We start from the raw sequence: 21,640 nt of genomic DNA on the forward strand, positions 1-21,640 counted from the left end.
GGAGACTCACGGTAAGATGAACAAAATTAAACTTCGTAAACAATTACAAGAGTTTTATATAGAAGATTTAGGTGGAGTCGATCTAACGAGCGAGTATATTTTTCCGTTGGATGAAGTAGCCAAAGGAAATTTTTTAGTAAAAAAAGATGGAGTATTGGCTGGTGTTGATATTATCAAAGAGGCATATGCCCTGTTTGACCCATCAATTGAAGTAACGTTATACAAACAAGATGGGGACCTCGTTCAAAAAGGAGATATTATTGCTTCTGTAAATGGGCCAGTCGCTTATTTATTAAGCGCTGAACGGGTGATTTTAAACTTAATTCAACGTATGAGTGGAATTGCAACGCTGACGAGAGAAGCGGTAGTAGCGCTTAACAGTGACCATACAAGAATTTGCGATACTCGTAAAACAATGCCTGGTTTACGTATGTTTGATAAATATGCGGTGCGCTGTGGTGGTGGCTATAATCACCGCTTTGGTTTGTATGACGGTGTAATGTTAAAGGACAACCACATTACGTTCGCTGGAAGTATTAAAGAGGCTGTTGCGAAAGTACGCTCGAAAACTGGGCATATGGTGAAAATTGAAGTTGAAACAGAGTCAAAGGAACAAGTTTTAGAAGCGGTGGAAGCAGGGGCCGATGTCATTATGTTTGACAACCGTTCTCCGGAAGAAGTTGCTGATTATGTTAAGCTCGTACCAGAAGGCATCGTGACGGAAATTTCTGGAGGCCTTACTTTAGGTACGCTCAGCGCTTATCGTGATACGAAAGTTGATTATATATCTCTTGGTATGCTGACTCATTCTGTGACGGCATTGGATATCAGCTTTAATCTTGAAGGAGGCGTGAAATAATGGGAATTCAAGACCTGTTGGCCGCAAAAAATAGAATAACCATTCCAGAGCGCTATAAAAGCATGAGTGTGGAAGAGATGGAAAACCGCGTCCGTGAAATAAAGGAAAAGTTCGGCGAAAGATTATTTCTGCCTTGCCACCATTATCAAAAAGACGAGGTTGTCCAGTTTGCAGATGCTACCGGGGATTCTTTACGCCTTGCACAGCTCGCTTCGGAAAATGAGAAAGCAGAATTTATTGTGTTTTGTGGTGTCCACTTTATGGCCGAAACAGCTGACATGTTAACAAGGGACGATCAAATTGTCATCCTGCCTGATATGAGAGCGGGCTGTTCGATGGCTGATATGGCTGATTTAGACCAAACAGAACGTGCTTGGAAGGTCATCCAAGAAACATTCGGTGACACAGTGCTTCCGGTAACCTATATTAATTCAACAGCTGCAATTAAAGCATTTTGTGGACGACATGGAGGGGCAACCGTTACATCTTCAAATGCCAAAAAGATGATTGAATGGGCATTTACCCAAAAAGAGCGCTTATTATTCTTGCCTGACCAGCATTTAGGGCGAAATACATCTGTAGATTTAGGGATTCCGCTTGAGCAAATGGCTGTTTGGGACCCGATTCATAATCGATTTGAATATGATGGCGAATTCAAGGACATAAAAGTAATTTTATGGAAAGGGCATTGCTCCGTACATGAGAATTTTACAATCGAAAATGTGGAAGAGATTCGCGAGACAAAACCTGATATGAATATTATTGTTCATCCGGAGTGTCAGCATGAAGTCGTCAAGGCAGCGGATTATAATGGCTCCACAAAGTATATTATCGATACAATCAATCTGGCTCCTGCTGGCAGCAAGTGGGCAATAGGAACGGAAATGAATTTAGTTAAGCGAATCATCGACAGCCATCCAGATAAAGAAATTATGTCGCTAAATCCAAATATGTGTCCATGTATGACGATGAATCGGATTGATTTGCCGCATTTATTATGGGCTTTGGAATCAATCGAAAAAAATGAGACATTCAATCAAATAACGGTTCATAAAGAAATTGCCAAGGATGCATTGCTTGCATTAGATAAAATGTTGGAACATGTTTAATAAAATTTACTTAGGGCGGACGCGTTTTGTGTCGGTCCTTTTTTCTATCTAAAACATAAAATAAAAATTGGTAGCATAAGTTGTTACGAAAGAAAATAATAAAGGTAGCATTTTGCCCATAAGCCCATATAATAGTAAAGACTTTTTAGAGGAGGTATGTGCACCATGAAAATCCATATCGTACAAAAAGGCGATACTCTTTGGAAAATCGCTCAAAAATATGGTGTCGATTTTAATGAGCTGAAATCTGTAAATTCACAGCTCAGCAATCCAGATATGATTATGCCCGGTATGAAAATAAAAATTCCGACAGGCAGTGTACCGGTGGTGAAAAAAGAACATCCTATTGCCCAAATGCCAATTTCACAACATGTCCCAATTACAAAAGAAATGCCAATCGTGAAGGAAATGCCGCAAATTCAGCCGACCCCAATGGCACCAAAAGAAATGCCAATACCTCAAGCTCCTGTCAAAGAAATGCCAATGCCAATACAGCAAAAGTCTATAGAACAAACAGAAATAGATATTGAGCAAAAAATGTACAATTATACCTTTAATTTACCTACTATCCCATACAAGCCAAAGGAAGCACCTAAAAAAGTAAAGGAAGCTCCTATTAAAGAAGTAATACCTGAACCTTGTCCTGAACCAGTGGTAATGGAAGAAGTGGTACCGCCAACGATGCCTGCCCAGCCAATGCCTTGCCCACCACCGTGTACTCCAATGACAGGCATGTTGCCTGGAAGTGGATTGCCATGGGGATATTGTCCAGTTCCAGTTGGATATGCACCATATCCAATGTCTCCTGGCTTTTCATCTGGAGGGATGCCGGGAGTTCCGGGAACGGCGGTAAGTCCAGCAGGTTTTGGCGACGGTATGCAAGGAATGCCAGACATGTCTCAAATGATGACAATGCCGGGAATGACTGCTATGCCATATACGGCACAACCAACAGCTGTAAGTCCGGCGATGTATGATGATGAACTTGATGGTGTCTCTGCGCAAATGTACCCTGGGCTTTCACCAGCAAGTATGCCAATGGGTCAAATGCCGGTAGGACAAATGCCAATGGGTCAAATGTCAGCGGCAGGTGGTGATTGTGGATGTGGTGGTCCTACAGCTGTTTCCCCTGCAAGTTTTGGAAGTATGCCAGTAGGCTATGGCGGCGTACCAACTGATCCACCAGCAGGTTACGGCGGAATGCCAGTAGGCTACGCTGGTGCGGGCACAGATCCAACCGCAGGCTATGGCGCAATGCCAATGGGCTATGGCGGAACACCAATGGCAGCTCAAGCCCCAGTAGGTTATGGCGGAATGCCAATGGGTATGCCAGGCTATGGTGGCATGCCGCCAGTAGGTTATAGTGGAGCCCAAATGGGCATGCCAGGCTATGGTGGCATGCCGCCAGCAGGTTATAGTGGAGCCCAAATGGGCATGCCAGGCTATGGTGGCATGCCGCCAGCAGGTTATAGTGGAGCCCAAATGGGTATGCCAGGCTTCGGTGGTATGTCGCCAGCAGGTTATGGTGGAGTGGGTATGCCGGGTGTTGGCGGAGCATCAACTGGCCATGATGGAATCGTAATGGGTATGCCAAACGGCTTGGATGGCACAAGTCCAGGGTTTCCAACAGAATTTGGTGGATTTCCAACTCAATTCGGCTCCCCTACGGGACAGTTCCAAGTACCAATGCCGCCAGCAAATTTCGGTGCAACACCTTTCAGAGATGGTGATTTAGAAGTGGACGATGATACTGATTGGTAAAGAAAAAACAAATATGATAAATAAACTAAAACGCTCGGAGAATTCAAACTTTGGGCGTTGATTTTTTTTTACAAAAAATACAAGTGTAAAAGTAGCCTTGATTTGCCAACCTAAAAGAGGGCACGTCACACACTGGACAAACCCAAAATCCTCAAAATGGGTGGGGAGGCTATTTGTGATGAAAAGGACAAGATGGTCAATTTCAATCATGCTTGTTGGTGCTGCTGTTCTTACCGGATGTGGGGTAAATGACCGGGCACAATATGATAATACAACAGTTGAAAATGCAGGATTATACACAGATGATAAAAATGCCAATCGCAAAACGGGGGCATTTCGATATATAAATGATCGCGGCTTTAATGATCAACATATGGTGGTACAAGTGAATGAATTGAATCATAATAGGAATGTTGTTTATCCGACACGTGGAAATTATGGATATGAGGATTATAATTACCACGGACATCTTAATACAACCTATAATGGATTTCCAACAAGGTCCTATAATACTGGTCATGAAAACGTCGTCGCCCAAAAAATTACCGACCGTATTGAGCACGTTGCTAATGTCAAAGATGTTGCTGCTATTATCGATGGCCACACAATCATCGTTTTTCTTGCAACCGAGGATAAAAAAATTAAAAGGAAGGTTCGCCGCATCGCAGAAGGGATGGCCGATGGACGAGAAGTAAAGGTAATCACAGATAAAAGTATGTTTACCCGTGAAAATAATGTGAACACATATTAATAACCGGTAAAAATTCGTATTAAATTTGGATAAAGCTTCTATTCGCTGGTGACACTATTAATGGAAACCAGAATAGAAGTTTTTTTAGTTCATTAAAAATTCGAGGTGACAAACGATGACTCCTTTATTTAAAAGAGCTCATGCCGTGAAGTATTTACTTGCTAGCATTTTCGTTGGTGGCATTTTACTATTCTGTATGTATCATGATACGGTGGCTTCGAATAATGGAGTGGAAGAAAACTTGACTATCAATAGTCAGGAAATGAAAGCCGATGAAGTAACAGGTCCATTAACAGTGAATGTGATTTTACAACTTCATTACCTTGATGGTAATACTAGTGAGGAGGTTGTAAAAGAAACCATTTGGTCAATGGAGGATTTTTGGGCCCAATATCGTGACTGGCAGCTTGTTGATCAACAAGAAGGACAAATGATTTTCAAAAAAAATATTGACGATATCTCCCCACTACTGAAATCCAATGGTTATTTCGGTATATCAGAGGACGGCATATTAACGATCTTTAAAGGCGTACCAGCAGAATCTGAGGAAGTCATCCAGTCTTTCTTTCAAATTGATGTTAGTAAACTTGAAAGTAGGCAGCAGGAGGAATTGAAAAATGGGATTCCGGTCGTTTCAAAGGATCATTATATACAGGTAATTGAAAGTTTTAAAACTCTTGCAATTAAACAGTAAGCATCAGGGTTAGGCCACATGAGCCTAACCCTTTTTCTTCTACTCGTCAAATGAATATGGTAGAATGGTAAAAGCATTTAGAAATGCACGTTCGCAAGTTCAGCATTTAGGGAGAGGAATTTTTTTGATTGAATTTATAAATGGAAAAGTTGATTTTGTAAGTCCAGAATTTATTGTGATCGATGTATCAGGAGTAGGTTATCAAATCATTACACCGAATCCATTTTTGTTTCAAAAAAATCTATATGAAACCATTAAAGTCTATACCTACCAATATGTTAGGGAGGATGTCATTAGTTTATATGGCTTCGAAACAAGGCAGGAACGGTCGCTTTTTACCAAATTATTAAATGTTTCGGGCATTGGACCTAAAGGGGCGCTTGCGATACTAGCAGCCGGACAGCCCCAAATGATTGTGCAGGCAATCGAGGACGAAAATGAAAAGTTTTTAGTTAAGTTTCCTGGCGTCGGCAAAAAAACGGCTAGACAAATGATATTGGATTTAAAAGGGAAATTACATGATTTAATGTCGGATCTAATGCCAGACCTATTTGAGCCGGAAAAGTTTATAGCAAATACAACCGTATATTCTCATGAATTAGAGGAAGCAATGGAAGCTTTGAAAGTGCTTGGGTATGCGGAAAAAGAAATTAATAAAGTCGTTCCACAGTTACAAAATGAAGAATTACGTACAGACCAATACATAAAGAAAGCCCTGCAGCTCTTACTTAAATAGTGGAGGTGTTTTAAGTGGATGAGCGCTTAGTTTCAAGTGAATTTACCGCTGATGAAGAGTTGTTTGAACAAAGCTTACGGCCAAAGTTTTTATCCCAATATATTGGTCAGGAGAAAGTAAAGCAAAATTTAAAAGTGTTTATTCAAGCAGCAAAAATGAGAAATGAGTCATTGGATCATGTTTTGCTTTATGGACCGCCTGGACTCGGGAAAACAACCTTAGCAACGATTATTGCCAATGAAATGGATGTACAAATAAGAACGACCTCAGGTCCTGCAATTGAGCGACCTGGTGACTTGGCCGCAATCTTAACATCACTTGAGCCGGGTGATGTCTTGTTTATTGATGAAATTCACCGCCTGCAGCGAAGTGTGGAAGAGGTCCTTTATTCCGCATTAGAAGATTTTTGCATTGACATTGTGATTGGAAAAGGGCCTGGGGCAAGGTCTGTTAGACTTGATTTACCCCCATTTACATTAGTCGGAGCAACAACAAGGGTTGGTTTGTTAACAGCGCCATTGCGCGACCGGTTTGGCGTTCATTGTCGTTTGGAGTATTATCAAGTGGAAGAATTAGCACATATCGTGGAACGAACGGCTGATATTTTCGCAATCGAAATGGAACGTCAGGCAGCAGTTGAAATCGCCCGGCGCTCAAGGGGGACGCCGAGGATTGCCAATCGCCTTTTGAAAAGAGTCCGTGATTTTGCGCAAGTAAAAGGAAATGGTACAATAACGAGAGATTTAGCTGTGCATTCATTGGAAATGCTACAGGTTGACCGTTTAGGCTTGGATCATATCGACCATAAGCTGTTGATGGGGATTATTGAGAAATTCCGTGGCGGCCCGGTCGGACTGGATACAATTGCTGCAACAATTGGGGAAGAATCACAGACGATTGAGGAGGTTTATGAACCTTATCTTTTGCAAATTGGCTTTTTACAGCGAACGCCGCGAGGGCGGGTTGTAACACCTCAAGTATATCAGCATTTTCATATGGAGGTGCCTAAATAATGGGGAAAATGTTAATGGTCATGGGAGTTGTCCTCATCGTCGTAGGTTTTCTATGGCAGTTTATTGGCAGACTTCCTGGAGATATTGTTTTTAAGAAAGGCAATACAACCTTTTATTTTCCAATTGTAACTTCGATTATTGTCAGCATTGTATTATCGCTTATTTTTTATGTGATTGGCCGCTTTCGGTAATAGTTTCAGCTAGAGAAGGAGATAAACATTCATGAAGGTTGATTTATTTGATTTTGACTTGCCAGAAGAACTTATTGCTCAAACACCGCTTGAAGACCGTACGGCTTCGAGATTAATGGTGCTTAATAAGGAAACGGGCGAGTATAAGCATGAACAATTTAAACGTATACTTGAGTTTTTGCACCCCGGTGATTGCCTTGTTTTAAATGATACTCGCGTGTTACCGGCAAGGCTTTATGGTATGAAAGATGATACGGGGGCCAAAATTGAGGTTTTATTATTAAAACAAGTGGAAAATGATCGTTGGGAAACGTTGGCAAAACCCGCTAAACGTGTAAAAGTAGGCACTGTCCTCACCTTTGGCGATGGCCGCTTAAAGGCAAAATGTGTCGCTGAAAGCGACCATGGCGGCCGAGAATTTGAATTTCTTTACGAAGGCATCTTTTATGAGGTTTTAGACTCCTTAGGAGAAATGCCGCTCCCACCTTATATAAAAGAACAGCTTGAGGACCAAGAACGTTATCAAACCGTCTATGCTCGGGAACGAGGCTCGGCAGCCGCTCCAACAGCAGGCTTGCATTTTACAAAAGAGCTCCTTGAAGAAATTAAGCAAAAAGGAGTACATCTAGCTTTTATCACTCTCCATGTAGGTCTTGGCACATTTCGTCCCGTAAGTGCAGACACTGTGGAAGACCATGACATGCACGGGGAATTTTATCAAATGACGAAAGAAACAGCAGAGCTATTAAATCGTGTAAAAGCAGAGGGCAGGAAAATTATTTCAGTTGGGACAACGTCAACAAGAACATTGGAAACGATTGCCTCCCTTTATGACGGTCATTTTCAGGAAGCTTCTGGATGGACGAACATTTTCATTTACCCAGGCTTTGAGTTCAAAGCGATTGATGGCATGCTGACAAACTTCCATCTACCAAAATCAACATTAATGATGCTGATTAGTGCATTAGCGGGCCGTGAACATGTATTACATGCTTATCAAGCGGCGGTTAAAGAAAGATATCGCTTTTTCAGCTTCGGCGATGCGATGTTGATTATATAGTGAAAGGAGAATATGTAAGTGACAGCGATTCGGTATGAATTGATCAAAACATGTAAACAAACGGGGGCAAGGCTTGGACGGGTAATAACCCCGCATAGCACATTCGAAACGCCAGTGTTTATGCCTGTTGGAACGCTCGCCACAGTAAAGACGATGAGCCCCGATGAATTAAGGGAGCTTGGAGCTGGCATTATTTTAAGTAATACATACCATCTTTGGTTAAGACCAGGGGAGGACATCGTTCAAGAAGCAGGTGGACTTCATAAATTTATGAATTGGGATCGCTCGATTTTGACAGATTCCGGCGGCTTCCAAGTATTTAGTTTAAGTGATCTTCGCGATATAACCGAGGAAGGTGTACATTTTCGCAATCATTTAAACGGGGAAAAGCTGTTCCTTTCACCTGAAAAAGCAATGCAAATTCAAAATGCATTAGGGTCAGATATCATGATGGCTTTTGATGAATGCCCTCCATTTCCGGCAACTCCAGAATATATGAAAAAGTCAGTGGAACGGACAAGCAGATGGGCTGAGCGCTGTCTAAATGCACATACTAGAAAAGCGGATCAAGGGTTGTTCGGTATTGTTCAAGGTGGAGAATACGAAGAGTTTCGTAGAATGAGTGCAAGAGATCTAGTCTCCCTTGATTTCCCAGGTTATGCAATTGGTGGGCTATCTGTCGGCGAACCAAAGGAAGTTATGAACAGGGTACTGGAGTTTACAACACCACTGCTTCCGAATAATAAACCGCGTTATTTAATGGGGGTGGGCTCACCTGATTCCTTAATTGATGGGGCTATCCGTGGTGTCGACATGTTTGATTGTGTGTTGCCAACGAGGATTGCTAGAAATGGTACAGTAATGACAAGTGAGGGTCGCCTTGTTGTCCGCAACGCTAAATATGCCCGCGACTTTACGCCCTTAGATCCAAATTGTGGTTGTAAAGTATGTAAAAATTATACACGTGCCTACATCCGTCATCTAATTAGATGTAATGAAACATTTGGAATAAGGCTTACTACTTACCATAATCTCTATTTTCTGTTAAACTTAATGGAGAACGTTCGACAAGCCATCCGTGAGGACCGCCTCGGAGATTTCCGTGAAGAGTTTTTCGAGAAATATGGATTTAATCGTCCAGATGCGAAAAACTTCTAAATCATGCGTTCTTTGTGTTTACTTTTTTACAGCGTAGTTAGGATGGTTGTAGAATAAAGTTTAATGAATACATAGACAAGCTAGGAAAGGATGTGAAATTCGATGTCAAATACGTTAGTACAATTGCTACCATTGGTGGCGATGTTTGTTATTTTTTACTTTTTGCTAATTCGTCCACAGCAAAAACGTCAAAAGTCTGTACAATCCATGCAATCAGGTCTTCAGAAAAATGATCGTGTTGTAACAATTGGTGGACTACACGGTATCATTGATTCAATTGATGAGGATAAAGTTGTCATCAAATGTGGGGATGGCTCAAGACTGACATATGATCGTAATGCTATTCGCGAAGTGAAACCAAAGGAATAGCCCAGCGACAAAAAAGCGGCGTTCACATTGTGAAGGCCGCTTTTTATGATGCTCTTTTCCCTGTCATATTAACCCCAATGACACCGCCAAACACCGCAACAATAATATAGCCAATATGATAGGCCGTTTGTTCTAGTGAAAAGTTAGTTTGATATCCTAAAAATTGTACTAGAAAAACTAGCAATGTGAATAACAAACCGGTTCCGCCGCCAACAAGCCAGCCTTTTTGCTTCCCTTTTCCTCCAGAAACAAATCCTCCTATAAATAAGGCAAGAAAAGATAGCACTAATATTACCCATGTTAAAGACGATTCTTGGATATCTGTAAAACGAAGTAAAAGTGATAACACAATACTGGATGTTAGTACAATGATAAAGGTCGTAATGACCCCATATAATACTGCTGAAAACGAGTTCTTTGCCATTTTGCTGCCCCTTTCACCATATCATAGAGGTTGGTTAACCCTTACTAAAAACTTATTCAGTGGGACAAATTTTAGAATTAAAAAATGGAAAAACCTACGTATTATGTTTGTTGTGCTAACGGTCAAACTAACGAGAGAATGAAGAAGTGCTTGATGAGGAGCGGTCAATATGGAACATTTATGGATTGTTGTATTTCGAACCTTACTTTTTTATTTATTGCTCGTTATTATTTTCAGGCTGATGGGAAAAAGGGAGATTGGCGAATTAAGTCTGTTGGATTTGGTTGTCTTTATTATGATTGGGGAGATGGCGGTTGTGGCCATAGAGAAGCCGGAAAAACCATTATTAATTACAATCTTACCGATGTTTTTATTGCTTTTTATCCAGCTTACCTTGTCACTTATTTCTCTTAAAAGCCAAAAAGTAAGGGATGCAGTGGATGGGAAGCCTTCCGTCATTGTTGACCAAGGGCAAATAAATGAAGCAGAAATGCGGAAGCAGCGATATAATCTTGACGATTTACTCACGCAGCTGCGTGAAAAAGATATTAAAAATGTCGCCGATGTTGAATTTGCAATCCTTGAAACGACAGGAAAGCTATCTGTATTTGAGAAGGATAAATTAAAAACGACAAATACAGCAACCAATGTCCCATTTCCATTGATAAAGGATGGAGTAGTCCAAGAAGACCAGTTAAAGCGAATTCATAAAACAAATCTATGGCTTAGACAGGAATTGCGTAGGATTGGATACAAGGACATCAAAAAAATATTTTATTGCTCGATTGATGATACTGGCAAGCTTATGGTTGATATTAAAGATGATCAATAAAAAGTAAGGCTCACGCTTTTGAGCTGCCTTACTTTTTATTTGGAAAAAATACGGCTAATTTCACACCAATATATGGGATTCTCTTTATTTCCTCCTGCATAACTAAGCGGAAAGTAATCATTAAAAAGCAATAGATAATAGACGTAATAATAATAGCTATTACAATCCGTAATGAAAGAGATGCACCAACAAAGACGAGTCTATAAACAAAACTGCCAACGAAGCCCGAAGCGACCATCGTTGCTATACTTTTTAGATAATCTTTTACATAAAACGTATAGCTGATTGCTTTAATAACAGTTGCAAAATGGAGTAATGTAACGAGCAATATTCCAAGAATAATCGCGATGGCAACGCCCATAATGCCAAATTCAGGTCTCGAGGCAAAGGCAAATATCGCTGCTATTTTAACAAAGGCACCAATTAAACTGTTAATCATCGCTGCTTTTGCAAGGTCCAATGCTTGCAATGTTGCTTGTAATGGACCTTGGAAGTAGGATAATAGGAAGAATGGTGCCATCAGCTGTACGTATATGGCTGGCTTTGTTGTGTTAAACATCAATTCCATAATAGGTGTCGCTAACACATATAATATAACAGTGGATAGACCTCCCGTCACCAAGGTTAATCGTAATGCCTGCTGTAAGCGGTGTTCAATTACGAGCGTCTGTCCTCTCGCAGCTGCCTCACTTATAGCAGGTACCAATGAAACTGATAATGAGGTGGTGACAAAGGATGGCAAGAGAAGGAGCGGAATGGCATACCCTGTCAGTTCGCCATATTGGATTGTAGCAATTGCTGTTGCCACACCTGCCAAGGCCAAGCTTTGTGAAACAACGATTGGTTCGAAAAAATAAGAAATGGAACCAATTAATCTGCTTCCTGTCGTTGGCAAGGCGATTCTTAAAAGATCATCCAATGTGCTCTTACCTGCTTTGATTTGCTTAAAAAAGTTGCGGCGGACTTTGATTTGTTTTTTCAGTTTAAACATCGTCAGCATAAATACTAACGAGGCGAGCTCACCGCATACAGCAGAAATCATTGCACCTGCGGCAGCGAACTCAACTCCATAGGGCATAAGTGCTTTGGTAAAAATAGCTACTAAAGCAATCCTTACGACTTGCTCTAGTACCTGTGAATAAGCAGCAGGGCGCATGTTTTGCAGCCCTTGGAAGTAGCCGCGTAAAACCGATGATAAGGCAATGATCGGCACGACGGGTGCAATTGCGATTAATGGGTAGTATGTGCGCTGATCTGTTAAAAGGGTATTGGATAAAAGCGGTGCCAGCAAAATCATCCCAGTTGTAAATATGATACTGGTCACGCCGGTAATCGACAATGAAACAACGAGAATTTTTTTTATCTTGCGCTGGTCGCCTATCGCATCTGCTTCTGCAACAAGTTTTGAAATGGCTACAGGAAGACCTAATTGGGTGAGCGTAATGGTTAATATAAAGGTAGGTAAAGCCATCATGTAAAGACCAACGCCTTCTTCTCCCATGATTCTGGCAACTACGATGCGATTCACGAAACCGAGGAAGCGGGTAATTAATCCTGCTAAAATCAAGATCAATGTTCCCCGTAAAAAACTTTGTTTATATCTGTTAGACATTTTCGTCCCTACCTTCAAAAATCTAGCGATATTCGTTACAATAATGTATATGCTTTTGTCTAGGGCAAGCATGACAAGTTTATTTTTCAAAGCTTAGATGAGGAGGGGCTTTTATGGATGAAAATAAACATCCTGTGGAATATTATAAGAACCAAGTAGAGCCGGCACTTGAAAGTAAAATGGAAGAGTTTCGGTTGTTAGGGTATGACCGTGTCTCATTACAGGAAATTTGGGCTTGTTTACAAAAGAAAAAGTGGAAGAAAAAAGTAGATAAATATCTTCATGAGGTTGTAGCCGACATTTTATCTCTTTCAGCAAGTGAATATATGAGTTATTTGACAATCGAAGCGTTTAAAGGGCCAGATTATTTTAGTCATTATGAAAATAATAGCTAATAGAAGAACAAATTGACATATTGGACACCAGTTTTCTATAATGGACATATTGAAATTATCTTTACATATAGTTTTTTGTTTTTATTGAACGGGATAAAGTCCCGTTGTTTTCATGTTTAAAGGAGGAGCGTATATGGTCAAAAGAGGACGGATTTTAGCATTTTTCTTGATCGTCCTACTGCTAGGGAGTATGTTGGGTTTCACTACAAATGGGGTCCTAAAAAACATTAAGCTAGGTCTTGATCTTCAAGGCGGCTTTGAAATTCTTTATGAAGTAAAGCCGATTAATGAACATCAAAAAGTCGACCGCGAATTATTGTTAAGTACGGTTAGTGCGTTGAATAAGCGGATTAACGTCTTGGGTGTTAGCGAGCCGATTATCCAAATTGAAGGAAATGACCGAATTCGCGTACAATTAGCAGGCGTGAAAGACCAAGAAAAAGCACGTGAAATATTATCTACACAAGCAAAGCTTACATTTAGAGACGTCTATGACCACAAATTATTAGATGGTTCCGACTTGGAAGAAGGCGGTGCTAAACAATCGTTTGATCAAAATAATCAGCCGATTGTAACACTGACACTTAAAGACGCCGACAAATTTGGCCAGGTTACTCAGCAAATATTGAATATGAAACCAAATAATTTATTAGTTATTTGGCTTGACTTTATTGAGGGTACGGACTCCTTTGCTAAAGAAAGTCAGAATAAGAATGGACATCCTAAGTATTTATCAGCTGCAAATGTTAACCAAGTATTAAATACGAAGAATGTAATGATTAGTGGTAACTTTACAATTGAGGAAGCAAAACAATTAGCCGACCTTTTAAACGCAGGTTCATTGCCGGTTGATTTGCACGAAGTTTTCTCAACATCAATTGGGGCATCATTTGGGGAACAAGCATTACATGATACGATCTTCGCTGGGCTGATTGGGATTGCCTTAATTTATTTGTTCATGCTGTTCTATTATCGTTTCCCTGGGTTTATTGCAATCGTTGCTTTAACTGTATATATTTGGCTAATCTTAGTTGTATTTGATTGGATGAATGCAGTTCTAACATTGCCGGGAATCGCAGCTTTAATTCTGGGGGTTGGTATGGCGGTAGACGCCAACATCATCACCTACGAGCGGATAAAAGAAGAAATGCGAACGGGAAAATCAGTTATGTCAGCATTCAGAGCAGGAACGCACAATTCCTTCGCAACCATTCTTGATGCGAACTTAACAACTATTTTAGCTGCCGGTGTATTATTCGTTTATGGGACAAGTTCTGTAAAAGGGTTTGCAACAGTGTTAATCATCAGTATATTAGTCAGCTTCCTGACAGCTGTTTGGGGATCCCGCATCCTCTTGCAACTATGGGTGAATAGCCGCTTATTAAATAATAAGCCAGGCTGGTTTGGCGTGAAAAAGAGCCAAATCCGTGACATCAATGAAAATAGTGATGAGGAAATTGTCGTTCAAGGTCCGCTTGCCAAGGCAGACTTTATTAAACCGCACAAGTTCTTTTTCTGGTTATCAGGTACGCTTACGGTTGTTGGTGCCATCGTGATTATGATTTTTGGTTTGAACCTTGGTATTGATTTTGCGAGTGGTACAAGGGTTGAAATCCAGTCACCTACTCATAAGTTAACAAAAGAGGTACTTACGAAAGAATTTGATACATTAGGCTATAAAGCTGAAGATATTACATTAGCTGGTCAAAATAATGATATGAGCATCTCTCGATTCGTTGGTGTTCTTTCAAAAGAAGAAATCGCTAAGGTAAAAGCTCATTTCCTTGATAAATATGGAGTGGAGCCAAATATTAGTACTGTGTCGCCAACGGTTGGTAAAGAGTTGGCCATGAATGCCTTCAAGGGGATTATGTTGGCTTCGCTCGGGATTATTATTTATGTAGCCGTCCGCTTTGAATGGCGGTTCGGACTTGCGGCGATTGTATCGCTCCTTCATGATGCTTTCTTGATTATTGTTGTCTTTAGTATTTTGCGCATAGAAGTTGATTTAACCTTTATTGCGGTGATATTAACGATTGTCGGTTACTCGATTAACGATACGATTGTTACGTTTGACCGGATTCGCGAAAATATGAAAATAAAGAAACGTATAAAAACATATGAGGATTTAGCGGAAATTGTCAACAAAAGCTTGATTCAGGTAATGGCCCGTTCAATCAACACTGTATTAACCGTTGTGATTGCTTCGGTAACGCTGTGGATATTCGGGGCTGAATCAATCCGCAACTTCTCATTCGGACTTTTAATTGGGTTGATTTTCGGAACCTATTCATCAATCTTTATTGCTGCACAGATATGGTTAGTTTTAAAAGCGAAAGCATTAGGAAAAACAAAACCTAAGCGGAAAGAATCTGACGTAGATCCTGAACCGCAAGTGTAAAAAAGTATAAAAAAATATATCCAATTGCCACTCCCAATGCCTTTTTAGTATAATAAACAGGTTAGGGAGTGGTTTTTTTGTTACAATCAAAAAATCGTTGGGTTATCCAAGAAAGTGAAGATACAATTGTACAAGCTTTTATCACAGAACTTCATATTTCCCCGCTTGTTGCTAAACTTTTAGTAAATCGAGGAATTACCACTAACAATGCAGCACAAGCTTTTATTAATAAAGATATTGCACATTTTCATGATCCGTTTTTATTAGATTCAATGGATGTTGTCGTTGCCAGAATAGAGCAAGCAATTGAAAATAATGAAAAAGTACTCGTTTATGGAGATTATGATGCTGACGGCGTTTCAAGCACAACGGTTATGCTAAGAGCTCTAGAGGAAAAAGGGGCAAGAGTTGATTTCTATATTCCAAACCGTTTTTCGGAAGGTTATGGCCCAAATGAGGCTGCATTTCGGTGGGCTAAAAATGAAGGCTATCAAGTCATTATAACGGTCGATAATGGGATTTCGGCTCTTCATGAAGCGAAGGTAGCAAAAGAGGTAGGTCTAGACCTTATTATTACAGATCACCATGAGCCCTCTCCTGAACTTCCTGATGCTTTTGCCATTATTCACCCACGTAAACCAGGGGGGAACTATCCATTCGGTGAATTGGCTGGTGTTGGAGTAGCATTTAAAGTAGCACATGCTTTATTAGGGCGCATTCCTCTGCATTTGCTTGAATTTGCAGCGATTGGTACGATTGCTGACTTAGTACCATTGCAGGATGAAAATCGTTTAATTGCAAGCTTTGGAATTAAAGCGATGCAAAATACAACTAATCCAGGTTTACGAGCGCTTCTTAAAGCAGCTGGTAGTGAAGACAAGGAAATTAATGAGGAAACGATTGGTTTTACTATTGGACCAAGAATTAATGCTGTTGGCCGCCTTGGCTCTGCTGATCCTGCTGTAGAATTATTAATGACTGAATCTGATGAAGAAGCAGAAATGATTGCCGCTGAAATCGATGAAATCAACCGCGATCGGCAACAATTGGTTAATGAAATTACTGAAGAAGCGATTCAGGAAGTGGAGCGTCTTCCTGCCGATGAAAATGCGGTCTTGGTGATTGCCAAGGAGGGTTGGAATCCGGGTGTAATCGGGATTGTTGCCTCTAGATTAGTAGAAAAGTATTATCGCCCTGTGATTATACTAAATCTAGATTATGAAAAAGGTGTGGCAAAAGGGTCGGCAAGAAGTATTCAAGGCTTCAACCTGTTTGAAAATCTATCCAAATGTCGGGACATTCTTCCTCACTTTGGTGGACATGCTATGGCCGCTGGAATGACGCTTGCGATTGAAGATGTTGAAGTATTACGGGAGCGACTCAATAGCTTTGCCCGCGAAATTTTAGATGAAGAGGATCTTACACCTGTAATGAATATTGATTTGGCTTGCAGCCTGAACGATATCAGTATAGCGACGATTGAAGAAATGCTGCAGCTTGCACCGTTTGGTGTTGGTAATTCGAAGCCTGTCGTTGCAATCGAAAATATCTCATTGCAGCAAATACGGAAAATAGGCACTCAAATGAACCATCTAAAAATGATTTTAGAGCAAAACGGTGAAGTGTTAGATGCAGTCGGCTTTGGCTATGGCTATTTAGCTGATGAGATTTCACCATTATCAAGCTTAAAGGTTGCCGGAGAACTGTCGATAAATGAATGGAATGGATTTAGAAAACCACAATTTATGCTCAAGGATGCTGCTGTTGATGAATGGCAATTATTTGATTTTAGGGGTAAAACAGAAATAAAAAAACAATTGCAGCCCTATGACCTCAACCTGTTTTCAATCATAGCATTTAGAGAAGAGACAATTTCTCGCTTGCAATTGGACGACTGGAAAAAACACATTATACTCGTGGAAGATGAGGCTGCCATCAATCGAATTGATAAAAATGGCAAATCACTAGTATTTTTAGATTTACCATATGAAGCAATTATACTAAAAAAACTTTTGTGGAATGTTTTACCTGAAAGAATTTATGCAGTCTTCGACCATGAAGAAGAACATTTCTTTAGTACGATGCCAACGCGGGATCATTTTAAATGGTATTACAGCTTTTTATTAAAACAACAGCCATTTAATGTGATAAAGTATGCGGATGCACTTTCAAGAAAAAAGGGCTGGTCAAAAGAAACAATTCATTTTATGACACAGGTGTTTTTTGATTTGGAATTTGCTAAAATAGAGAATGGTCTTATTTCCCTTGTGAAAAATCCAGCTAAAAAGGATTTTTCCGTCTCGAAAACCTATAGCCGAAAGTATGAATCATTACAAATGGAAGCGGAATTGGTGTACTCTTCTTATCAATCTTTAAAAGATTGGTTTGATCAAGTTATGCAAACGTCCCGTAAATTAGAGGAGGAAGTAGTTTAATGAATTTCAAAGATTACATTGCTTTAGTTCCCGATTGGCCGAAAAAGGGAATTCAATTTAAAGATATTACACCGTTGATGGATCATGGTCCGGCATTTAAAAAAGCTGTTGATGAAATTGTTGAATTTGCGAAGACGAAGGATATAGATGTTATCGTTGGACCGGAGGCCCGTGGCTTTATTGTGGGCTGTCCTGTTTCTTATGCATTAGGGATTGGTTTTGCACCTGTTCGTAAAGAGGGAAAACTTCCTAGAGAAGTGATCCGTGTTGAATATGGCCTTGAATATGGAAAAGACGTTTTAACAATGCACAAAGATGCTATTAAACCTGGTCAGCGTGTCTTAATCATAGATGACCTGTTAGCTACAGGTGGTACGATGGATGCTAGTATTCGCTTGGTAGAGCAGCTTGGTGGCGTTGTAGCAGGATTGGCATTTTTAGTGGAGCTAACATATTTAGAAGGTCGTTCTAAATTAAAGGACTATGATGTTCTAACCTTAATGCAATATTAGAGGTTAAAAAGAGTGCTCGTTGCAGTACTCTTTATTTTTTTACTTTAATTTTTTCATTATACTTTACATTATGTGATTCTTTCACGATAATAGATTAAATAAGGTGTTTTTCTAATCGTGATAGAATATTAGGTGATTTTATGGCTAATGAACAAGTACTTACAATTGAACAAGTATTGGACCTTTTAAGACGATATTTACCTGAGGAGGATGTTGAGTTTGCTGCGTCAGCTTATAAGTATGCAGAAGCTGCCCACCAAGACCAATACCGCAAGTCAGGTGAACCGTATATAATCCATCCTATTCAAGTTGCCGGCATCTTGGCTGAACTTGAAATGGACCCTGTTACCGTTTCAGCAGGGTTCCTTCATGATGTGGTTGAGGATACAGAAATAACATTAGAGGATATTGAACACGAATTTAATAAAGAAGTCGCAATGTTGGTTGATGGTGTGACAAAGCTGGGGAAAATTAAGTATAAATCGAAAGAAGCGCAACAAGCTGAAAACCACCGAAAAATGTTTATTGCAATGGCGCAAGATATTCGAGTAATCCTCATCAAGCTTGCAGACCGTCTTCACAATATGCGTACACTGAAGCATTTACCTCCTGAAAAGCAAAGACGTATTTCAAATGAAACGCTTGAAATATTTGCACCGCTAGCCCATCGTCTTGGTATATCGACGATTAAGTGGGAACTTGAAGATACTGCATTACGATATTTGAATCCGCAACAATATTATCGCATCGTTAACTTAATGAAAAATAAGCGCGCTGAACGAGAAAATCAGGTAACAGAGGTCATCGCTGAAATTCGTAAGCGCTTAGATGAAGTTCACTTACAAGCAGATATTTCGGGCCGTCCAAAGCATATATACAGTATTTATCGAAAAATGGTACTTCAAAATAAACAATTTAATGAAATCTACGACCTTTTAGCGGTAAGGGTTTTGGTTGAAAGTATCAAGGATTGTTATGCAGTTCTTGGTGTCATTCATACTTGCTGGAAGCCGATGCCGGGAAGATTTAAGGATTATATTGCCATGCCGAAGGCCAATATGTATCAATCCTTGCACACGACCGTAATTGGTCCCAAGGGTGACCCGCTCGAGGTGCAAATTCGCACGTATGAAATGCATGAAATTGCAGAGTATGGGATTGCGGCCCATTGGGCTTACAAAGAGGGCAAACAAATTAAACAAAACCAAGAAAATTTACAAGAAAAACTTGGCTGGTTCCGTGAGATTTTGGAGTGGCAGCAGGATACAAATGATGCCGAAGAATTCATGGAATCGTTAAAAATCGATTTGTTTTCTGATATGGTCTTTGTTTTTACACCTAAGGGCGATGTTTATGAATTGCCGAGAGGTTCAGTGCCGATTGATTTTGCATACAGAATTCACACCGAGATCGGCAATAAAACGATCGGAGCAAAGGTAAACGGCAAAATGGTCCCGCTTGATCATGTTTTAAAAACTGGCGATATTATTGAAATTTTAACATCCAAACAGTCATTTGGACCTTCACAGGATTGGATCAAGATTTGTCAGACATCACAGGCTAAAAATAAAATTCGCCAGTTTTTCAAAAAGCAACGCCGCGAAGAAAATGTTGAAAAAGGCCGCGAGCTAGTGGAAAAAGAAATTATAAAGCATGACTTCGAGTTAAAAGATGTCTTAACAACGGAAAACTTAAACCGTGTGGCACAGAAATTTAATTTTACCAATGAAGAAGATATGTATGCTGCAGTTGGATATAACGGTATCACGGCTGCACAAATTGCAACGAGATTAACGGAAAAGCTGCGTCGCAAAAAGGACCAAGTGCAGCTTGAAGAGTCTCTGTTAAAGGCTGTTTCAGAGGTAAAAAGTATCCCTCACAAAAAGAAAAAGGATACAGGTGTGGTTGTCAAAGGTGTTGATAATTTGCTTGTACGGTTATCGAAATGCTGCAACCCTGTTCCTGGAGATGATATTGTTGGATACATCACCAAAGGCAGAGGCGTGTCTGTTCATCGCACAGATTGCCCGAACATTATTTCTGAGGAAGCAAAAGAAAGACTATTGCCTGTTGAATGGGAAGGCAGCGGTGAGGAAGGGAAAACATATAATGTTGATATTGAAATAACCGGCTATGACCGCCGCGGCTTATTAAATGAGGTCCTCCAGGCCATCAATGAGGCTAAAACCAATATCACAGCCGTATCGGGCCGAACAGACCGCAATAAGGTCGTCACCATCGATATCTCGATTCCAATCCTAAATGTGAATCACTTGCAAAAGATTGCGGATCGGATTAAATCAATTCCAGATATTTATTCTGTACGGAGAATTATGCAGTAAGTTAGAGAAAGGCGGCCTTGGATGTAGGGTCGTCTTTTATGTTGTAAATCACCGAATTTGAGTGGATAAAGGAGTATTTTCAATGAGAGTAGTCGTACAAAGATCAAAAGAAGCGAATGTACAAGTAAACAACGAAATTGTAGGGAGAATTCAATCAGGACTCGTGCTCTTGGTCGGTATCACGCACAGCGATACAATCGAGGATGCTGAATATATGGCTGAAAAGATCGTCAACCTTCGCATTTTCGAAGATGAAGAAGGTAAAATGAATTTGTCATTGCTGGATGTAGGCGGTGAAATCTTATCGATTTCGCAGTTTACGTTATATGGAGATTGCCGGAAAGGAAGAAGGCCGAACTTTATGGAAGCTGCAAAACCCGACCTCGCAAATGAGCTTTATGAAAAATTTAATGAATGTCTTCAAGCTAAAGGAGTCGTTGTTGAAACCGGGCAATTCGGAGCGATGATGGCTGTTTCTTTAATCAACGATGGTCCGGTTACTTTGATTCTTGATAGCAAATAACTTTTTATCATCATGAAAAATCTCGAACGCCAACTTTGGTGATGATAAAACGCATATATCATCACGAAAAAATCGGAATGCCAGCCTTGGTGATGATTAAACGCATAGATCATTACGAAAAGAACGATAAGCGCTATTTGGGTGATAATCACAATTCTTTGTCACAAAGTGAAATTATTTAGCTTAATATGGACATGCTAATACAAGACTAAATGATTAGCTGTGGCAATGAAAGGATGAAGATGATGCGCTATAGTGCTAAAGGGGAAGTTACCGGGAATCCTGTGAATCAATTATTTGGTGTTGATTTTCATGATTTTTTGCAGGAGGAACAGTCGTCAACCAATATGGAGTTGGCACAAGAGTTCGGAGTAGACCTTAGATCCGTTAAAAATTTAAAAAAGAAGATGGGGCGGAGTTAACAATCAACTTCGTTAAAGCCTCTTGACAATATCGTTATTCA

At 40.1% G+C, this 21,640-nt stretch carries 21 protein-coding genes; 19 read left to right on the plus strand and 2 right to left on the minus strand.

Annotation, left to right across the window (positions count from 1 at the left end; genetic code table 11):
* Window positions 1-16: 16 nt before the first annotated feature.
* The 11 genes from nadC (at window position 17) to yajC (ending at window position 9,701) form a co-directional block, all read left to right on the plus strand.
* Window positions 17-859 (plus strand): carboxylating nicotinate-nucleotide diphosphorylase, encoded by an 843-nt coding sequence (nadC, locus tag ACNQFZ_RS16255; RefSeq protein WP_458412368.1) that lies wholly within the window; start codon window positions 17-19, stop codon window positions 857-859.
* Complete coding sequence (nadA, locus tag ACNQFZ_RS16260; protein WP_458412369.1) at window positions 859-1,968, plus strand: quinolinate synthase NadA; 1,110 nt, start codon at window positions 859-861, stop codon at window positions 1,966-1,968. Before nadC ends, nadA begins: the two co-directional genes overlap by 1 nt.
* Before the next feature lie 165 nt (window positions 1,969-2,133).
* A complete protein-coding gene (gene safA, locus ACNQFZ_RS16265) occupies window positions 2,134-3,729 on the plus strand; it encodes a SafA/ExsA family spore coat assembly protein (RefSeq protein ID WP_458412370.1) in 1,596 nt (531 codons plus the stop codon).
* A gap of 178 nt (window positions 3,730-3,907) precedes the next feature.
* Window positions 3,908-4,480, plus strand: coding sequence for a YhcN/YlaJ family sporulation lipoprotein (locus ACNQFZ_RS16270; protein WP_458412371.1), 573 nt, complete (start codon window positions 3,908-3,910; stop codon window positions 4,478-4,480).
* A gap of 115 nt (window positions 4,481-4,595) precedes the next feature.
* Window positions 4,596-5,174: a BofC C-terminal domain-containing protein gene (locus ACNQFZ_RS16275; protein WP_458412372.1), complete on the plus strand. Its 579-nt coding sequence runs from the start codon at window positions 4,596-4,598 to the stop codon at window positions 5,172-5,174.
* Window positions 5,175-5,298: 124 nt separating this feature from the next.
* Entirely contained in the window at window positions 5,299-5,910 is a 612-nt protein-coding gene (gene ruvA / locus ACNQFZ_RS16280; protein WP_458412373.1) for a Holliday junction branch migration protein RuvA, read from the plus strand.
* A 14-nt stretch (window positions 5,911-5,924) separates the two neighbouring features.
* The gene (gene ruvB / locus ACNQFZ_RS16285; protein ID WP_458412374.1) at window positions 5,925-6,923 is read left to right on the plus strand and encodes a Holliday junction branch migration DNA helicase RuvB; all 999 of its coding nucleotides are present in this window, start codon (window positions 5,925-5,927) and stop codon (window positions 6,921-6,923) included.
* A complete protein-coding gene (locus ACNQFZ_RS16290; protein ID WP_458412375.1) occupies window positions 6,923-7,114 on the plus strand; it encodes a DUF2905 domain-containing protein in 192 nt (63 codons plus the stop codon). The genes ruvB and ACNQFZ_RS16290 overlap by 1 nt, the downstream gene beginning before the upstream one ends.
* A 31-nt stretch (window positions 7,115-7,145) precedes the next feature.
* Complete coding sequence (gene queA / locus ACNQFZ_RS16295) at window positions 7,146-8,174, plus strand: tRNA preQ1(34) S-adenosylmethionine ribosyltransferase-isomerase QueA (protein ID WP_458412376.1); 1,029 nt, start codon at window positions 7,146-7,148, stop codon at window positions 8,172-8,174.
* 18 nt (window positions 8,175-8,192) lie between these two features.
* Window positions 8,193-9,332 carry a tRNA guanosine(34) transglycosylase Tgt gene (gene tgt, locus ACNQFZ_RS16300; protein WP_458412377.1) on the plus strand — a complete coding sequence of 380 codons (1,140 nt, stop codon included), beginning with the start codon at window positions 8,193-8,195 and terminating at the stop codon, window positions 9,330-9,332.
* Window positions 9,333-9,434: 102 nt separating this feature from the next.
* Window positions 9,435-9,701, plus strand: coding sequence for a preprotein translocase subunit YajC (gene yajC, locus ACNQFZ_RS16305; protein ID WP_458412378.1), 267 nt, complete (start codon window positions 9,435-9,437; stop codon window positions 9,699-9,701).
* Window positions 9,702-9,744: 43 nt separating this feature from the next.
* Here the strand turns inward: yajC and ACNQFZ_RS16310 are convergent, their stop codons facing one another.
* The gene (locus ACNQFZ_RS16310; protein WP_458412379.1) at window positions 9,745-10,125 is read right to left on the minus strand and encodes a TIGR04086 family membrane protein; all 381 of its coding nucleotides are present in this window, start codon (window positions 10,123-10,125) and stop codon (window positions 9,745-9,747) included.
* 169 nt (window positions 10,126-10,294) lie between these two features.
* Between ACNQFZ_RS16310 and ACNQFZ_RS16315 the strand changes: the two genes are divergently transcribed.
* Window positions 10,295-10,957: a DUF421 domain-containing protein gene (locus ACNQFZ_RS16315; RefSeq protein WP_458412380.1), complete on the plus strand. Its 663-nt coding sequence runs from the start codon at window positions 10,295-10,297 to the stop codon at window positions 10,955-10,957.
* Between the two features lie 28 nt (window positions 10,958-10,985).
* Here ACNQFZ_RS16315 and spoVB read toward each other — a convergent pair whose 3' ends face one another.
* On the minus strand, window positions 10,986-12,569 hold the full coding sequence (gene spoVB / locus ACNQFZ_RS16320; protein ID WP_458412381.1) for a stage V sporulation protein B: 1,584 nt from the start codon (window positions 12,567-12,569) through the stop codon (window positions 10,986-10,988).
* A gap of 113 nt (window positions 12,570-12,682) precedes the next feature.
* Between spoVB and ACNQFZ_RS16325 the strand changes: the two genes are divergently transcribed.
* The 7 genes from ACNQFZ_RS16325 to ACNQFZ_RS16355 all read left to right on the plus strand — a co-directional run bounded on the left by ACNQFZ_RS16325 (window position 12,683) and on the right by ACNQFZ_RS16355 (window position 21,599).
* Window positions 12,683-12,964 carry a post-transcriptional regulator gene (locus ACNQFZ_RS16325; RefSeq protein WP_458412382.1) on the plus strand — a complete coding sequence of 94 codons (282 nt, stop codon included), beginning with the start codon at window positions 12,683-12,685 and terminating at the stop codon, window positions 12,962-12,964.
* Between the two features lie 133 nt (window positions 12,965-13,097).
* Window positions 13,098-15,365, plus strand: coding sequence for a protein translocase subunit SecDF (gene secDF, locus ACNQFZ_RS16330; RefSeq protein WP_458412383.1), 2,268 nt, complete (start codon window positions 13,098-13,100; stop codon window positions 15,363-15,365).
* A 77-nt stretch (window positions 15,366-15,442) separates the two neighbouring features.
* Entirely contained in the window at window positions 15,443-17,800 is a 2,358-nt protein-coding gene (gene recJ, locus ACNQFZ_RS16335; RefSeq protein ID WP_458412384.1) for a single-stranded-DNA-specific exonuclease RecJ, read from the plus strand.
* On the plus strand, window positions 17,800-18,312 hold the full coding sequence (locus tag ACNQFZ_RS16340) for an adenine phosphoribosyltransferase (RefSeq protein WP_458412385.1): 513 nt from the start codon (window positions 17,800-17,802) through the stop codon (window positions 18,310-18,312). The genes recJ and ACNQFZ_RS16340 overlap by 1 nt, the downstream gene beginning before the upstream one ends.
* 140 nt (window positions 18,313-18,452) lie before the next feature.
* Window positions 18,453-20,654, plus strand: coding sequence for a RelA/SpoT family protein (locus ACNQFZ_RS16345; RefSeq protein WP_458412386.1), 2,202 nt, complete (start codon window positions 18,453-18,455; stop codon window positions 20,652-20,654).
* A gap of 82 nt (window positions 20,655-20,736) precedes the next feature.
* Entirely contained in the window at window positions 20,737-21,177 is a 441-nt protein-coding gene (gene dtd / locus ACNQFZ_RS16350) for a D-aminoacyl-tRNA deacylase (protein ID WP_458412387.1), read from the plus strand.
* Window positions 21,178-21,413: 236 nt separating this feature from the next.
* On the plus strand, window positions 21,414-21,599 hold the full coding sequence (locus ACNQFZ_RS16355; protein WP_458412388.1) for an RNA polymerase subunit sigma-70: 186 nt from the start codon (window positions 21,414-21,416) through the stop codon (window positions 21,597-21,599).
* The last annotated feature ends 41 nt before the right edge of the window (window positions 21,600-21,640 follow it).

It is taken from the genome of Schinkia acidoalkalinis (genome assembly GCF_054301215.1).

Excerpts from the sequence above, each read along its gene's own strand:
- nadA (WP_458412369.1), top strand. The coding sequence starts at position 859 with ATGGGAATTCAAGACCTGTTGGCCGCAAAAAATAGAATAACCATTCCA.
- ACNQFZ_RS16310 (WP_458412379.1), bottom strand. The coding sequence starts at position 10,125 with ATGGCAAAGAACTCGTTTTCAGCAGTATTATATGGGGTCATTACGACC.
- ACNQFZ_RS16315 (WP_458412380.1), top strand. The coding sequence starts at position 10,295 with ATGGAACATTTATGGATTGTTGTATTTCGAACCTTACTTTTTTATTTA.
- ACNQFZ_RS16355 (WP_458412388.1), top strand. The coding sequence starts at position 21,414 with ATGAAGATGATGCGCTATAGTGCTAAAGGGGAAGTTACCGGGAATCCT.
- ACNQFZ_RS16290 (WP_458412375.1), top strand. The coding sequence starts at position 6,923 with ATGGGGAAAATGTTAATGGTCATGGGAGTTGTCCTCATCGTCGTAGGT.
- safA (WP_458412370.1), top strand. The coding sequence starts at position 2,134 with ATGAAAATCCATATCGTACAAAAAGGCGATACTCTTTGGAAAATCGCT.
- ACNQFZ_RS16325 (WP_458412382.1), top strand. The coding sequence starts at position 12,683 with ATGGATGAAAATAAACATCCTGTGGAATATTATAAGAACCAAGTAGAG.
- ACNQFZ_RS16340 (WP_458412385.1), top strand. The coding sequence starts at position 17,800 with ATGAATTTCAAAGATTACATTGCTTTAGTTCCCGATTGGCCGAAAAAG.
- queA (WP_458412376.1), top strand. The coding sequence starts at position 7,146 with ATGAAGGTTGATTTATTTGATTTTGACTTGCCAGAAGAACTTATTGCT.
- ACNQFZ_RS16275 (WP_458412372.1), top strand. The coding sequence starts at position 4,596 with ATGACTCCTTTATTTAAAAGAGCTCATGCCGTGAAGTATTTACTTGCT.
- spoVB (WP_458412381.1), bottom strand. The coding sequence starts at position 12,569 with ATGTCTAACAGATATAAACAAAGTTTTTTACGGGGAACATTGATCTTG.
- nadC (WP_458412368.1), top strand. The coding sequence starts at position 17 with ATGAACAAAATTAAACTTCGTAAACAATTACAAGAGTTTTATATAGAA.
- ACNQFZ_RS16345 (WP_458412386.1), top strand. The coding sequence starts at position 18,453 with ATGGCTAATGAACAAGTACTTACAATTGAACAAGTATTGGACCTTTTA.
- dtd (WP_458412387.1), top strand. The coding sequence starts at position 20,737 with ATGAGAGTAGTCGTACAAAGATCAAAAGAAGCGAATGTACAAGTAAAC.
- yajC (WP_458412378.1), top strand. The coding sequence starts at position 9,435 with ATGTCAAATACGTTAGTACAATTGCTACCATTGGTGGCGATGTTTGTT.
- ACNQFZ_RS16270 (WP_458412371.1), top strand. The coding sequence starts at position 3,908 with ATGAAAAGGACAAGATGGTCAATTTCAATCATGCTTGTTGGTGCTGCT.
- secDF (WP_458412383.1), top strand. The coding sequence starts at position 13,098 with ATGGTCAAAAGAGGACGGATTTTAGCATTTTTCTTGATCGTCCTACTG.